At 62.9% G+C, this 14319-nt stretch carries 12 protein-coding genes; 3 read left to right on the top strand and 9 right to left on the bottom strand.

Annotation, left to right across the window (positions count from 1 at the left end; translation table 11 throughout):
- Positions 1-69 precede the first annotated feature (69 nt).
- Entirely contained in the window at positions 70-1416 is a 1347-nt protein-coding gene (locus VIN30_RS02105; protein ID WP_326424962.1) for a C1 family peptidase, read from the bottom strand.
- A gap of 95 nt (positions 1417-1511) precedes the next feature.
- On the bottom strand, positions 1512-2870 hold the full coding sequence (locus VIN30_RS02100; protein WP_326424963.1) for a C45 family peptidase: 1359 nt from the start codon (positions 2868-2870) through the stop codon (positions 1512-1514).
- Positions 2871-3303: 433 nt separating this feature from the next.
- On the opposite strand from VIN30_RS02100, the gene rd reads away from it, so the two are divergent.
- Positions 3304-3468, top strand: a complete 165-nt coding sequence (rd, locus tag VIN30_RS02095) for a rubredoxin (RefSeq protein ID WP_326424964.1) — start codon at positions 3304-3306, stop codon at positions 3466-3468.
- A 453-nt stretch (positions 3469-3921) separates the two neighbouring features.
- Positions 3922-5223 carry an ATP-binding protein gene (locus tag VIN30_RS02090; RefSeq protein WP_338208891.1) on the top strand — a complete coding sequence of 434 codons (1302 nt, stop codon included), beginning with the start codon at positions 3922-3924 and terminating at the stop codon, positions 5221-5223.
- 139 nt (positions 5224-5362) lie between these two features.
- Here the strand turns inward: VIN30_RS02090 and VIN30_RS02085 are convergent, their stop codons facing one another.
- From VIN30_RS02085 to VIN30_RS02060, 6 genes are all read right to left on the bottom strand, one after another.
- Complete coding sequence (locus VIN30_RS02085) at positions 5363-6010, bottom strand: class I SAM-dependent methyltransferase (protein WP_338208890.1); 648 nt, start codon at positions 6008-6010, stop codon at positions 5363-5365.
- A 127-nt stretch (positions 6011-6137) separates the two neighbouring features.
- The gene (locus VIN30_RS02080) at positions 6138-7424 is read right to left on the bottom strand and encodes an ATP-binding protein (RefSeq protein ID WP_338208889.1); all 1287 of its coding nucleotides are present in this window, start codon (positions 7422-7424) and stop codon (positions 6138-6140) included.
- 236 nt (positions 7425-7660) lie between these two features.
- Positions 7661-8164 (bottom strand): hypothetical protein, encoded by a 504-nt coding sequence (locus VIN30_RS02075; protein WP_338208888.1) that lies wholly within the window; start codon positions 8162-8164, stop codon positions 7661-7663.
- Between the two features lie 344 nt (positions 8165-8508).
- The gene (locus VIN30_RS02070; protein WP_338208887.1) at positions 8509-8967 is read right to left on the bottom strand and encodes a type II toxin-antitoxin system VapC family toxin; all 459 of its coding nucleotides are present in this window, start codon (positions 8965-8967) and stop codon (positions 8509-8511) included.
- The gene (locus tag VIN30_RS02065; RefSeq protein ID WP_326424971.1) at positions 8951-9265 is read right to left on the bottom strand and encodes a hypothetical protein; all 315 of its coding nucleotides are present in this window, start codon (positions 9263-9265) and stop codon (positions 8951-8953) included. The genes VIN30_RS02070 and VIN30_RS02065 overlap by 17 nt, the downstream gene beginning before the upstream one ends.
- 67 nt (positions 9266-9332) lie before the next feature.
- A complete protein-coding gene (locus tag VIN30_RS02060) occupies positions 9333-10934 on the bottom strand; it encodes a helix-turn-helix transcriptional regulator (RefSeq protein ID WP_338208886.1) in 1602 nt (533 codons plus the stop codon).
- 391 nt (positions 10935-11325) lie between these two features.
- On the opposite strand from VIN30_RS02060, the gene VIN30_RS02055 reads away from it, so the two are divergent.
- Positions 11326-13173, top strand: coding sequence for an FAD-binding protein (locus tag VIN30_RS02055; RefSeq protein WP_338208885.1), 1848 nt, complete (start codon positions 11326-11328; stop codon positions 13171-13173).
- Between the two features lie 193 nt (positions 13174-13366).
- Here VIN30_RS02055 and VIN30_RS02050 read toward each other — a convergent pair whose 3' ends face one another.
- Positions 13367-14230, bottom strand: coding sequence for a PfkB family carbohydrate kinase (locus VIN30_RS02050; protein WP_338208884.1), 864 nt, complete (start codon positions 14228-14230; stop codon positions 13367-13369).
- Between the last annotated feature and the right edge of the window lie 89 nt (positions 14231-14319).

Below are 14319 nucleotides of genomic sequence, written 5' to 3'. Positions count from 1 at the left end.
CGAAAGGCCCGGCGGGACGGTGCGTCCCGTGCCCACCGGGCAATGGACAGGTGGGTGGTGCCGACGCGCCTAGTCGGACACCGGGTTGAAGGTGTTCCAGAACGGCCACACGATGGGGTCGCCCTCAAGCGCCTTCTGCATCTCGGGGCTCAGGCGGTCCTTGCGGATGGCCACCTCGTAGACGAAGTTGTCGAACCACTCGTCGCTGCAGACGAAATAGCCGTTGTTGCCGGTCTTCTTGCCACCGTTTTCGGTACCCCAGCTGTTCTCGATCTTCCACTTGGTGGGCTTGCCGTCCTTGATCTCCACGCCGGCGATGGTCATGGCGTGGGTGGGCAGGCTCTCGTGGGTGGCGAAGCGCTCGGCCTTGTCCATGGTGAACTTCACGCCGAACATGGCTTCCAGGTCGTACAGGTCGAAGGCCATGACGCCGGCCTCACGGTCGCAGTGCTGCAGCACGTCGGAGCCGAACCAGATGGGCTCGCCGGCCTTCAGCGTGTCGATGACGTAGCCCTTCAGCTCGTCCATCGGCACGTTCAGGTACAGGTTGCGGCGCTCGGGAATCTGGTCGGAATCTTGGATGGCGTACACGCGGCCGTAGGGCTTGTCGTCGCCGGGCACGTTGATGACGCCCACATAGTCGTCCAAGTTGATGGGCACGTACTTCTTCAGGAACTCAAGCGGGGTGATGCCCAGATCGGCATGGTAGCCGCCCTTGGCGTCCTTGTAGGTGAAATCGAACTTCTGTACCGGCTCGCCGAAGCACACGGCCAGCACGCGGTACACCTCGGAGAGCATTTCCTCCTGGGTAGCCGTGGTGTCCTTGCCCTCCTGGGCCATGGTGCGCAGCTTCAGCGCATCCTGGCGCAGCAGGTGCGAGAGCACCGTGTTCAGCTCGGCGGTGTCGTTGGTGCAGTGGGTCTCGCTCATGGCCTCGTGCGGCACCACGCCGTACTTCTTCACGAGCGCGCAGACCATATCCCAGTCGCCGCCGTCGGCCATGGGCGTGGTGAGCAGCCAGTCGACCTCGCGGTCGCCGAAGGGCTTGTCGGCCGTGGCAACCACGTGCTCTAAGAACCACGCGGCACGTTCCAGCTTGTTGTAGAACGCCAGGTAGGCCTGGGAAAGCTCGAAGGTGCCGCGGGGCAGGTCGAGCTCCTTCTCAATATGGAAGCGCAGCACGTTCAGGCAGGCGAACATCCAGCAGCGGCCCGACATTTTCTGGTTGGCCACGGCCTGGTCGTCCACGTCGATGGAGAACGCGAAGTTCTTCGGGCTCATGCGCTCGAGCACCTCCACGCTCTCGGACGATTCCAAGATGCCGTTCTTGGTGACCGCGCGCTGGGCCACGTGTTGGGTCTCGGCCTTCTTGTAGGCCTCCGACATCTTGGCGATCTGTTCCTTGGATATCTTCATAACCGATACTCCTATCTTGATGGCAGGGTGACGTTATATGGAAAGGGCGGGCCGTCGTGGAGGGGCGGGCGCGTCCGAATTCCCGGAAGGGGCGCCTAGTCGAACAGCGTCCAGGGTTGGGTGGGTCGATCTTGCAGATAGCCGTCCATCCACTTCCACAGCGGGTGCTGGTCCATGAAATCGCGGGCGTTGAACTCCACGCCGTCGGCGCGGCCGTAGCGGCCCCACATCTTCAGGTTCTTCACGTCGTCGGGGCCGGCGGCCTTGGCGTCGCACGAGCCAGCCGGGTAGAACGGGATGTTCCACACGGCATCGGGGTCGTCGGCGTAGTACTGCGGGTCCACATCGTAATGGGCGCAGATGTCGCGGCTCGACGGGCAGTTGTAGCCCAGGTACACGTCGTAGGTGTCGGCCAGCATCTTCTTCACGACTTCCAGGTCGATCTTGCCGTAGTACTGATCGATCAGCTCCATCCAGCGCTGACGGCGGGCGCCGGTCTGCTGGCGCGGGTCGTTGAAGCCGTTGTCCTTGCACTCCAGGTTGCGGATGCGCGGGTCGAACACGGCGTTGCAGCCGAAGTACGCGCCGTCGAAGGTGCGCTCCAGGCTGGTGAATTCCAGACCCTGCTCGAAGCGGGCGATCTCGCCGGTGTTGTGGTCGGCGATGAGCCAGGCGTTGGCGTAGCCGCCGTTGTTCTGCTTGTTCAGGCGGTCGACGAACTCGTCGATGGTGGCCGAGAACTGCACGGCATCGCGGATGCGCACCCACTCGGGCATGCCCGCGTCGTCGTAGCGGTCGAAGCCGGCAAGCGTGGTCTCGGTGATGTTCAGGCCCGCGGCCGTCACGTAGAAGTCGGTCATGGAGGACAGCATGCAGGGCGCCGACGCCTGCATGATGAAGGCGTAGCCGTCGTCGGGTTCCACGCGCTTGCAGATGTTGAAGTACTGACCGCTCCAGAACTCGTCGAAGCTCTCGTGGCCCAAGTAGGGCTTGCCGTCCACGGTGGCCGAGCCGGTGGCCACGATGGCCGAGCAGTGCTCCTTGCGATGGGTCTTCATGAGCGGGCGGCTCATCACCTTGCCGGCGTTCTGGGGCCACCAGTACCCGGTGATCTCCATCCAGTCGTTCCAGGCGATCATGTTGTCAGTGGTGGTGGGCACGCCGGCGGCGGTCAGGCCCTCGGCCATGCCGCGCAGCTCTTCAAGCCAGCGCGTGGGAATCATGTCGCGGTGCAGCTTCAGCGCCTGTTCGGCGAACCAGTCGTAGTCCATGCCGAAGCTTTCCAGCGTCATGAACTTGTACACGCGCAGAGCGTCGGCGTACTCGTCGGCCAGAAGGTAGCCCTCCTGGAAACCGCACTCGTAGGGGGTGCCCTTCACCTTGATGTGCTGCCAGCCGTTGATCTTCTGCAGCTGGGCATGATCGACGATCGTTTGCTGCTCTTGGGTGATCATTGCCGCTTCCTTTCCGAGACGCCCGGCCGCAACCAGGGCGCACTTTGCTCGCAGGTTCATGCCGTATCCTGCGCTCTTCCAGCGGCTTTAGGTGACGAGCTCGATTTTCGTTGCCCCGCCGTCATTGATTAGTTTTCCGCTGCTTTTCTTGTCTCCATCTGGGCATCTGCTTGCAAGAAGACTCGGGGCCGAGAGAAACGGCAACCGGAATGCCGCCGGAAGGGACGGCGCCGAGTCGCCCTCGGCAGAGGGGGGGGCGCGGACGCTGATTCACCGTCTGGTTTCAAAGCAGCGCGGCGGCGGCCGGAAGGCGCGGTTCGTGGCATGATGGGCCCGTGCCGCATCGGCGTTGCCAACTCGCGGCGCACCCGAGCATTCCGCGCACGGCGGCTGAGCCGTGGGCGCGGGGCATCCAACGATCAGGGAGGTTCCCATGAGCAAGTACATCTGCGACGTCTGCGGTTACATCTACGACCCCGAGGTGGGCGACCCCGACGGCGGCATCGAGCCCGGCACCGCCTTCGAGGACATTCCCGAGGATTGGGTCTGCCCTGTGTGCGGCGTGGGCAAGGACGACTTCTCGCTGTACGAGGAGTAGGGAGGCGCGCCGGACGCGCGGCGCTTCGCGGACCCCTCCGTAAAGCGGCCACCCGCCTTCAGGCGCCCTTGGGAAGCGGCGCCGTTCGCGGATTTGCGAACCTGCGAGAGCGCCGCTACCTCAGCGAGGATCGCGCCTAGCAGCGGGGTCCGGGGCGAAGGGCATCCGGAACGACGCCGGGGCAACGGACACCCTGCGCGGCATCCGAGACGACAACCTCCTCGGATGCCGGATTCCCTATCCCCGGCGCTTCTCATCAAATGCCTTCCATCGGCACCACCCAACCGCACGAGCGGCCCCACGGGGCCGCTTTTTTGGCGATCTGAGTACTTGAAAAGGTTAGCAAGATACGCAATTTGAATCGAATAGTGGTTTGCAAAGTACTATTTCCCCTGATAATATAGGTTTGCAAAATACATAACAGCAGGTCATATAAGGGTAATGGTGGCGCTTATGCTCGAGAGAAAAGCTGAGAAGCTGCTGCGAGAATGGAAGAACACGAAAGGCACTGAGGCGCTTCTGGTCATGGGCGCGCGTCAAGTTGGCAAAACCTTCCTCATCGACAAGTTCGTCCGCGAGCATTACCGCAATGTCGTCAAGTTCGACTTGATTGATCAGACAGAGGTGCTGAACGCATTCGATGCGGCTCGCTCCTCCCAGGACCTGTTCCTGGCCATCTCCGCGTACGCCGATGCGCCCCTCGAGAAGGGCCGCACCGCCATCTTCATCGACGAGGTGCAGGAGTGCAAAGAAGCGCTCACGCTTGTCAAGTACCTCACGCAGCGCACCGACTACGACTACATTCTCTCGGGTTCTCTCTTGGGCGTTGAGCTGAAGGATCTCCGCTCGGCGCCTGTCGGCTATCTGCATATCGTGGAGATGCACCCTCTGGACTTCCAGGAATTCTGCTGGGCGAATGGGGTGGGAGAAGAAGCTTGGGGCGAAATTGCAGACGCCTTCGCGCAAAGGCGTCCCATCAACCAGGCCGTTCACGACCGGTTTCTCAAGCTCTTTCATCGCTATCTGCTCGCGGGGGGAATGCCGCGCCCTGTGAGCGGATTTATCGAAGACTACGACGTGCAGGCCCTTGTCAGGCGCCAGAACGACATCATCCAACTCTATCGATATGATATTGCGAAATACGCAAGCGGAAACAAGAAGCTCGCCATCCGCGAGATATTCGACGAGATGCCGTCCCAGCTTGATTCGCAGACCAAGCGCTTCAACTTCTCGGCCATCGCCCCTAGGGGAACCTACGAGCGATACAGGGACGATTTCATCTGGTTGGTGGATGCCGGGGTCGCCATCCCGGTTCGGAACGTATCCGAGCCCAAGCGGCCGCTTCGGCTCGTGGAGAACCGAAGCTTCTTCAAGCTCTTCATGAACGACGTCGGCTTGCTGTCAGCAGCATGCGGCATGGAGGTCGTGCGGGATCTCGTGTCAAACGACTTCAGTGTGAACTATGGAGCGATTTACGAGAACGCGGTCGCTCAGGAGCTTCACGCCCATGGCCGCGGAGGCTTCTTTTTCCGCAACCGGAAACTCGGGGAGATAGACTTTCTCATTCAGGACAGGACCGGCGTTCTGCCCATTGAGGTAAAGTCTGGGAAAACCTATAAGCGGCACAGCGCCCTCACGCAGCTTCTTGCGACCGCGAATTACGGCATAGGGCAAGCAGTGGTTCTCTGCGAATCGAACGTCGAAGTGAATGGCCCTGTAACCTACTTCCCGGTGTACATGGCGGCCTTTCTGTGATCGCCCAGGCATCTTCTCCTCGATTGAAAGCACAGCAACGGGAAGCCGCGTACGGCAACGCAGCGCCCAAACGAAGGGTCAGCCCCCTGGAGGTAACGCCCTCTCACGTTGACATCTAGCGACAAAGGAGACATCCTCGTCAGTTCGCCTTTTCCGCATGAAGGATAACCGTTTGCGCCTCCCGATTGCCAGAAGGAAAGTCCCGCGCGTTCGCGCTGAGTCGACGAAAGCCGGCATCGGACAGCCAGCTTTCCAGCTGCTGCAGAGGACGGGCAGCCCTCAGGCTGTCGCCCTCGGCGTAAGCGGCGGCCAAATCTGCTGCCGTCGGATTTTGGGCCGCCACTGGAGCTTCCATCACCAGCAGACCATCCGGCACTAGCACGCGCGCGCATTCGCGCAGCGCCTGCAGGGGGTCGGCGAACAGCACGCAGACGTTGTTGAGGTATACCACATCGAACGACGCATCGGCCAGGCCGGCTACGGCCAGATCTTCTGGAAAGGCTACGCGGAACTCCATGTTGCTGTCAGGCAAACCGCTGCGTTGAAGGGCAGCTGGAGCCGCCGCGCGAGCTGCATCCACGAAATCCGACCGCCAATCGACGCCGACCACATAGCCGTCGGCACCCACCTGCTCGCTCAGCTTGAAGACGCCCTTGCCACGGCGACAGCCCACATCCAGCACGCGCTTTCCCGTCCACGCCACACCTTCCAATGCCATAAAGCACCGGCTGACGGCGCCACCTTCCGCAGGCAATCCGGCGTAGTGGCTTTCCCAAACAGCATTCATCGCCCAACCTCCTTGCAGAACCGGGAGCAGAGTGCTGAGCATCCCGCACGCGATTTCGCTTTCTCACTCCATATTCGCCCCCTCGCTTATCTCGTGATATCGTGACAACGTCAGGGGCCCGACGCAGCTATGCCGTTAGCGTTGCCAGCGGGATGACATAGATGCCATCTTCCTTGCGGCGGCGAGCATAGGAGCCAGCAGCCACGAGCACCGCCAGAAACTCAGGCTCCTTGTTGCGCGCGGCCGGATTAGCGGCGATCTTCGCCCGAAGGCGGTTGAGGCTCTTGGCCGCAGCGTCCACTTTCGACTCGCCCATTTTCACCTCGAAGGCAGCCCAGCGGCCATCGCGCAATTCGATGACAAGGTCGACCTCCAAACCGTCCGCGTCCGCATAGTACCTTACAGGCGCTGCGCCCGCAGCGGGAAGCAGACTCGCATACACCGCCAAATCGTGATAACACAACGACTCGAAGAGCACGCCGAACAGCTGACCATCGGCAAGTAGACGCGACGAGTCCACCGACAGAAGCGACGCGGCCATAGACGGATCATCAAAGTAGCGCTTCGGCTTCGTGCGCACTCGCGAACGCGATCTCACCGGTGCGTCCCAGCCAGGCAGCTCGTCCAAAAAATAGTTGAGGGAGAAATCGGCAAGATAGGCGGCAACAGTCTCCTCCGTGGGCGCCCGATCGCCCGCTGCGGCATCATCGCACAGTGTTTTCAAGGTGGCCGCCGTCCCCACATTGCGCGCAAGAGCCACCGCAACGCGACGAGCAAGAACGGGGTCGCGGCCCATCTTCTTCATGCTCACATCGAAAAGCAGGTCGAGGTATTCGCCGATGGTCCCTTGGGCCCGCTCGTCGGAAGCGCCCAACAGTGCGGGCCATCCGCCGTGGCAGATGATGCCCGCATAGTCTTCCAGGGTCACGCTGTTGGCAGCTGGGGCGAAGCTGCCATCGAAAAGCCCGCTCAACGAAACGGCACCATTGGAAACTCCGCGCTCGGCCAACGTCATGGTGCGCATGCGAATGCGGGAGATGCGTCCGGCGCCGCTATGCAGCTTCCCTTTTTCAGGAGGAGTGGAAGACCCTGTGAGGATGTACTGACCGGGTGCGTTGGCGGCGTCATCCACGGCATGGCGCACGTGATTCCAAATAGCGGGAACGTCCTGCCACTCATCTATGGCGTGGGGGCGCTCGCCAAGCAGCGCCAGAGCCGGGTCCTCCTCGAAGAGGGCGATCCCCTCGTCGATGCGCACGACACTCTCAGCAAACGCACGCGACGTCCACGATTTCCCCGACCAGCGCGTACCCCGAATCTCCACTGCGCCGAACTCAGCGAGACGCCTTTCGACCAAGGTGTCAATCTGACGGGGAAGATAGCCTTGTGGCTTTAATCGCCCATAATGCGTCATGGCCTAGCCTTTCTCCAGTTCATTATCGTGAATCATAGCACAATCGTGTTTTTCGAGGATTTCCAATCGTGTTTTTCGAGGATTTCCAATCGTGTTTTTCGAGGATTACTGGCTGGAGAACTGGTGTAGACGTGAAGTTTCGCCCTTGAACGCGAAGGCGCGTCGGAACCAGTTGGCTCCGGCGCGCCTTGGGATACATAAACGGTCACGAGGTTGAAAGGCCGCAAACGGGCAGCTTAACGGTCCTTGTTCGAGCAGAGCAGCAGAATGCCGGCCACCAGCGAGCAGAAGATGAGGGTGCACACGTCGAAGGCAACGGTGTTGGCCTTGGTGCCCTTGTAGATGCCCCAGCTGATAACCGACATGGGAATCATCCACGCCAGCGGAATGATGAGCCAGCACGAGCCCACCAACGACAGGATGCAGAAGATGAAGGCCACCAGGCGCAGGTTGCGGTCGGTGTCGGTCATGGGATACAGCTGTGCCGGCGCCGCGGCGGCCACGGGCTGGGCATACACCTGCTGGTAGGACACCTGGGGTTGCTCGTAGGTGGCCTGATAGGGCTGCTGATACGCTTGCTGATACGGCTGACCCTGCGTGGCACCGTAGGGGTTCTGCGCCGCAGCGCCCGGCTGCGCCTGACAAGCATCGTAAGCGCCCTGGGCCGCAGCGGTCGGGGCCGCCTGATAAGGCTGGGCACTGGCCGCCTGCTGATTCGGGTCGAGTTGCGGTTCCGTCATAAGATACCTCCTGTATCGAAATTGTCTGAAGTCAGTATAGCCCCTTCCCCGCGCCCGCGCCTTGCCAAACGGCTTTCATTGTTGTAAGGCAGAGAGATCCCGGGCAAGCAGGTCTCGAGAGAAAGACAGGCGGCCGCTATGCATGGGAGGTGCGGCACGGATCGGAGAGAGGGGCTCTAGATCTCGAACGCTGCCAGAACAGCGGCGTGCGATTCGTCGTTGGGAGCGATGCGGGCGATGTCGGGCCAGTTCCGCCACCAGCGACTCCAGCCGGCGCTTCTTCCCTATTCGCACCTCGCCTGTTAAAAGAAACAGCATCCCAAACTTCTCGGAACGTTCCGGTCTTATTCTTCGGGTGTCAGCGAAATCTCGTCGTACACGAGTCCCAGCTCATCTTCTAAGTAGCGCAAAGCTTCTGCTGCGGTCATCGCCTTCACGGGACTTTTATCCGCCAACTCGCTGTCGCGCGTGATAAAGAGCTCCGCGCCGCTGCGCAAGGCCGCATGGGCGATAAGGTAGTCTTCCACATCACGCCACTCCGATTGGAGCGCCGGCTTCAAATCGGCAGCGAACGTCCCCGAAACGAGAAAGAACTCCAGTGTCGCAATAAGCGCCTGCCTGACCTCTGACTCTGAGGCGCTTCGGCATAGGACATAGTAGGCGTCAGCGTAAGATTGCGTGGTCGTCCAGAGCTGAACGTCTCCGAAATGGGCGGCGATACAGAGCCGTCTCACATCTGAGGCATAGGGTTCCCGCGGCGCCGTTAAATCGATAAGGGCGTTGGTGTCAAGAAACAGCTTCATACTTGGCCTCCCGCGCTTGGTGGGCCACCCTCTTGGCATAGGCCACATCGGAAGGGATGTCGATGCCCAGCTGGCACGACGACAGCTTGGCTGCGAGCAGCCGCCTTTGCTCGGGCGAAAGTTCCTTCCGAACCGCCTTTTTCTTACCCGACGGCGAATGCGGAAGGGATCGCTCCGCCAGCAGATAATCGAAGGCGGCCTTGACGAGCTGGGTCTGGGTTGCCCCCAGCTCCTCCAAGCGAGCGCAGCCCTGGTCGAACAGGGCGTCGGGGATGCGCGCGGAAACCATTCTGCTCATAGAACCCCTCCTGTCATCAAGAATGTCTGACGTATGACATTCTATGGCAACCGAGAGCAGTCGTCAATCATTTTGATCGTGTCAGCCGCAGAATGTCCTCGCGGGAAGATACGTCCAGCTTGCGGTAGATGTTGTGGATGTGCGTACGGGCCGTGTTCGGTGAGATAAACAGCACACTGGCGATGTAAGACCCATTGTGCCCCTCAGCCAGATACGGCAGAATCTCGCGCTCGCGGGCCGTCAGGCTGTGAGCGTCGGCCAGCGCAGCGCACCGTTGCGCCAAGCTGGCGGCTTCCGCGGCAACGGACGCACCCGAAGCATCGGAAGAAGGAGCGGCGCCCATTTTCGCGGCGACGTCATCGGCAGGCCCGATGCCCCAGGCAGCTCCATCCTGCGCTGGCAAGGCATCATCGACTTCGGACAAAGCACCCCGCGCCTCAGACCGCCGGCGCACATAGGACACCAGCACCAGCGCAAAGGCATACAACGTGGTAGTGATGGTAACAGCTACGGAAATCATCTCGTCGGGCAGCGCCCCGCCCACCTGCTGTCCGATGAACGACGCACCGCAAAACGCGCACAGCGCCACCGAGAACACCAGGTCGGCCGAGAACTCCCCTGCATGGGCCACAGCGCACAGCGTGGCCAAGGTTAGCACGGCGGCCACTGAGTACAACCCATAGGTCAGCCAGTCCGACACCGCCGCTCCAGCATCCAGCGTAGCCGTGATGCTGCCGCCCGCCAGCACCACCAGGGCGCACATGGGCAGGAACGTCTGCTGCAGGCCGCCGGGCAGCAGGAACGGCCCGCGCTTCAGCAGCGCAAAGGCCACGATGCCCACCCCCGACAACGCCAAGGCCCCCAGATACGCGCCCTGGCCCTCGTTGAAGGCCGTGCGCATCACCGCCATAACAAAGGCGAACGCCACCAACCCCAAGCTGGACATCCCCGCCACATCGAACAACGATGCCAAGGCCGGGCGCGACCCGAGCACCACGCGCCCCTCTTCCGCCACGTCGGGCACCGCGGCTGGAAGACTTTCGGAATCGACAACTTCTTCCACCACCTGGGGTTCGTGAACCGCCAGGGGAATCACGGCTGCCAGGGCCGAACACACGAACAGCAGGGCCAGCATACCTTCCAGCGGCAGACAACCGTACAGAAAATCAATCCCCGCCGACAACGCCGAGGCCGCGCCCACCACGACAAGCGCCAAGCGCATGGGCAGGCGCCGGGCGCACACACGCCCCCACACCAGCACCAGGCCGCTATCGGCCACACCCGCGGCAACACCCAGCAAAGGATATACCGCCGGCACATCCACGGCAAAGTAGCACGCGAATCCGAAGCCCAGGGCGCAACACAAATACGCCACGGCAGCACAGGCTCCCAAAGCGGTGAAAGGGATGGAGCGAATGCGCCGAATGCTCACCGCCACCAACGCGATGCCCACCAGAGTGCCCACGAGCAACGTAGTCTCGGCAAACAATCCCATGAAGCCCACCGGAGTGGCGTCGATTCTGAACACGGGGAACCGCAAAAAGCCGATGACGGTTCCCGAATAGATGAGCAACGACGAGAACAGTCCCGCCAGCCCCAACACCAGCAGGACCAACAGCCCACGGGACGGCTGGGGCCTCGTGCCCGCCGCAAAGGACTTCGCCATCATGTGCCTCTCCCTCTCCCATGCGACAATTGCCGAACCGCGCGTATTCACGCCGCGGTTCCCGCGCACGGGTCTTCCCACTCCCAAATCACCGCCCACGCCCGCAAGGGGGGCAATGCTCGGGGCATTATACCAGGCATTTGCTCAAGATTATTCCCCACAAGTTGCCTCACCTGGGAAAACACCGACTCTCAACGAGAAAATACGTAAAAGCGTTGAGGCGTTCCAGCCGCCTCGGACGGCAAATATCGACGCTTTTTCGGATGGAAGCGCGCGGGTCGGCGCGGCATGATGGGCACAGCGCAACGGATTCGCCGCTGCGCAACCCGCAGCGAGGCCAGCTTCAACCGTCGCGCTGCCGATTCCGATAGTCGATTGATAAGGAGAGGGAATCATGGAACTGTCTCGTAGGAACTTCATCGTGGGTGCCGGTGCCGCAGGCGTGCTGGGCGTGATGGGTCTGGCCGGCTGCGCGCCCCAGGCGAAGACGGAAGCCGCCGCCACCGGCGAGCTGAGCACCACCGGCACTGCCGCCACTCGCCCCGACTTCTATATGTGCGACGAGGATTGGCTGGGCGCCGCCCCCGAGATCGCCGATGTTGCCGACACCCAGGACTTCGACGTGGTCGTGGTCGGCGGCGGCCATGCCGGCACCCAGGCAGCCTTGGCCGCGGCCCAGCAAGGCGCGAAGGTGGCCGTCATCGAGAAGCACAACGACGGCGAGATCGTCTACCGCGGCGACGACATCTGCTCCTACAACTCCGAGCTGCTGCAGAGCTGGGGCTTCGGTCCGTACGACCTGGACGAGATCGTGAACGAGTACGTGCGCCGCGCCAATGGCCGCTGCAACACCGAGGTCATCCGCTCGTTCGTGTACAACTCCGGCGAGATGATGGACAACCTGGCGTCGCTCATCCCCGACACCTCCAACGTGTTCGACTACGCGGGCAACGAGTGCATCGTGCAGATCGCCTACGACAAGCCCAACGGCTCCGATTACCCGGTGGAGATTTCCGGCTACAAGATGTGGGCCTCCACCGTGCAGACCGTGGGCACGCAGAACGCCCAGCCCGTGGGCAAGGCCGGCCTGACCGGCATCTCGCGCCTGACTGAGATCGAGACCTACTGCCGCGACGCCGCCGAGGACCTGGGCGCCGTATGGAACTGCGGCATGACTGCCGTGCGCTGCGTAAACGACGAGTCCGGTGCCGTGACCGGGGTTATCGCCCAGGACGCCGACGGCAACTACGTGCAGTTCAACGCCGCCAAGGGCGTCATCCTGGCCACCGGCGACTTCGGCGCCAACACCGACATGGTGTGGGAGCTGTGCAGCGAGTGCGCCGAGAACGCCATGCGCCACGGCGTGGATCGCGAGATGCTGACCGGCATGACCGACTGCGACGGCTCGGGCCACAAGATGGGCTGCTGGGCCGGCGGTGCCATCGAGAGCCATCCGCGCCCCGTGGCCGGCGACGCCCCCTCCATCTCCTTCGGCCCCTGGGGCTCCACGCCCTGCCTGTGGCTGAACTGCAAGGGCGAGCGCTTCATGAACGAGTCGTTCGCCGGCCTGGTGCTGGCTCAGTCGGTGCGCCAGCCCATCAATCCGGAAGGCGCCATGCGCGGCAACTTCGCCATCATGGATAAGAAGCACATGCAGTACATCCAGGCGGGCGGTCTGGACCACGGCGCTCCCAACTGGGGCTTCCCCGAGGGCATCGAGGAGTATCAGGCCCAGATGGACGCCGCCGACCCGGCGGCCGGCACCGTGAACGTACGCGGGCTGGAGATCGCCAACCGCGGCATGGCCATGACCAACGACGTGTTCGTGGGCAGCACGGTGGAAGAGGTGCTGAAGAACGCCGGTTTGGAAGGCGAGGCCCTGGAGAACGCGAAGGCCGCCGTGGAGCGCTACAACGAGCTGTGCACCGCCGGCAAGGACACCGACTTCGGCAAGCCGGCCAACAACCTCATCCCCATCGACGAGGCCCCGTTCTACATTGCCGCCCAGAACACCCCGAACCTGTACGGCCCCGGCCTGAACACCCTGGCCGGCCTGTGCGTGAACGGCAACTACCAGGTGCTGACCGCCGACAAGAACGCGGTGATTCCCGGTCTGTACGCCGTGGGCAACACCATGGGCGAGCGCTACGGCAACGCCTACAACTGCCCCTCGGCCGGCAACAACATGGGCAACGCCATGACCAGCGGTCGCGTGGCCGGCAAGCACGCCGCCGCGAACTAGGATCCGAGTCGCCGAGCGGAGGAGTTACGCGGGTTGAGGGGCGGCCTGAAGCCCGCCCCTACGAGGGGACGGACGGCAAGAGCCCCTCAACCGCAACCCTTCCGTAGGGGCGGCCTTTAGACCGCCCGCCTCAAAACTTACCCTCCCCTCCAAGCGCCCCGCCCCTCCCGCGGGGCGCTTCTTGCGATCGGGCTTACCCCAGAAGGTCGGACACCTTGCCCAGCAAAGGCTCGAAGCTCACGCCGCGGGCCTCGAAGTCGGGCTGCTTGGCGGACACCACCATGGCGTCGGCCGTGAAGTCGGCGGCGAAGCGCGTGGCCTCGGCCAGGTCGCGCCCGGCCATCACCGCGGCCAGAAGCGTGCTTGCGAACACGTCGCCGGTGCCGTGCAGCATGTAGGGCAGCTTGGCGTTGGTGGTCTCGGTGAAGTCCACCGAGTCGCCCCACACGTAGTTGTGGATGAGCCCGTCGCCGTGCTCGATGCCCTTCAGCACCACGTTCTTCGCGCCGCGCTCGCGCAGCTCCAGCATCATGGCGCGCACGGTTTCCTCGTCCACGTCGGCGCCTTCCCACTCGCGGCCCAAGATGATGGCCGCCTCGGTGAGGTTCGGCGTGAGAATGTCGGCGCCGTTGGCCAGCTCGCACATGGCCGTCACCAGCTCGGGCGTGTAGGTGGGATACACCTTGCCGTGGTCGGCCATAACCGGATCCACCACGCGCAGGGCCTCCGGGTAGGTGTCCCACACATGCCGGATGATGTCCACCTGCTCCGGCGCGCCGAGGAACCCGGAGTACGCCGCGTCCAGCTCCACGCCGATGCCGGCCCAGGCCGCCAGATAGTCGCCCAAAATGTCGGTGGTGTCGTGCATGTACCAGCCGGGGAAGGCCGTGTGGCTGGAGAACAGGCCCGTGGGCACCGGGCACACGTCGCAGCCGGCGGCGGAAAGCACGGGGATGGCCACGCCGAGCGAGCACTTGCCGTAGCCGCACAGGTCGTGGATAGCCGCCACGCGGGGGATGTAGGCGCCCTCGCGCTGGTAGAGTTGCGTTGCCGTCATGAGGTTCGCTCCTTTCGCCGAACGATCGGGAACGATTCTACCCCTGCGCGGCCCTCGCAAGCCTTAGGCTTTTCCGAACGGAGGGTGCG

It is taken from the genome of Adlercreutzia wanghongyangiae (assembly GCF_035989245.1).
Taxonomy (GTDB): Bacteria; Actinomycetota; Coriobacteriia; order Coriobacteriales; family Eggerthellaceae; genus Adlercreutzia; species Adlercreutzia wanghongyangiae.
This window is presented reverse-complemented; position numbering and strand designations above follow the sequence as displayed.

Excerpts from the sequence above, each read along its gene's own strand:
- VIN30_RS02105 (WP_326424962.1), bottom strand. The coding sequence starts at position 1,416 with ATGAAGATATCCAAGGAACAGATCGCCAAGATGTCGGAGGCCTACAAG.
- VIN30_RS02100 (WP_326424963.1), bottom strand. The coding sequence starts at position 2,870 with ATGATCACCCAAGAGCAGCAAACGATCGTCGATCATGCCCAGCTGCAG.
- rd (WP_326424964.1), top strand. The coding sequence starts at position 3,304 with ATGAGCAAGTACATCTGCGACGTCTGCGGTTACATCTACGACCCCGAG.
- VIN30_RS02090 (WP_338208891.1), top strand. The coding sequence starts at position 3,922 with ATGCTCGAGAGAAAAGCTGAGAAGCTGCTGCGAGAATGGAAGAACACG.
- VIN30_RS02085 (WP_338208890.1), bottom strand. The coding sequence starts at position 6,010 with ATGAATGCTGTTTGGGAAAGCCACTACGCCGGATTGCCTGCGGAAGGT.
- VIN30_RS02080 (WP_338208889.1), bottom strand. The coding sequence starts at position 7,424 with ATGACGCATTATGGGCGATTAAAGCCACAAGGCTATCTTCCCCGTCAG.
- VIN30_RS02075 (WP_338208888.1), bottom strand. The coding sequence starts at position 8,164 with ATGACGGAACCGCAACTCGACCCGAATCAGCAGGCGGCCAGTGCCCAG.
- VIN30_RS02070 (WP_338208887.1), bottom strand. The coding sequence starts at position 8,967 with ATGAAGCTGTTTCTTGACACCAACGCCCTTATCGATTTAACGGCGCCG.
- VIN30_RS02065 (WP_326424971.1), bottom strand. The coding sequence starts at position 9,265 with ATGAGCAGAATGGTTTCCGCGCGCATCCCCGACGCCCTGTTCGACCAG.
- VIN30_RS02060 (WP_338208886.1), bottom strand. The coding sequence starts at position 10,934 with ATGATGGCGAAGTCCTTTGCGGCGGGCACGAGGCCCCAGCCGTCCCGT.
- VIN30_RS02055 (WP_338208885.1), top strand. The coding sequence starts at position 11,326 with ATGGAACTGTCTCGTAGGAACTTCATCGTGGGTGCCGGTGCCGCAGGC.
- VIN30_RS02050 (WP_338208884.1), bottom strand. The coding sequence starts at position 14,230 with ATGACGGCAACGCAACTCTACCAGCGCGAGGGCGCCTACATCCCCCGC.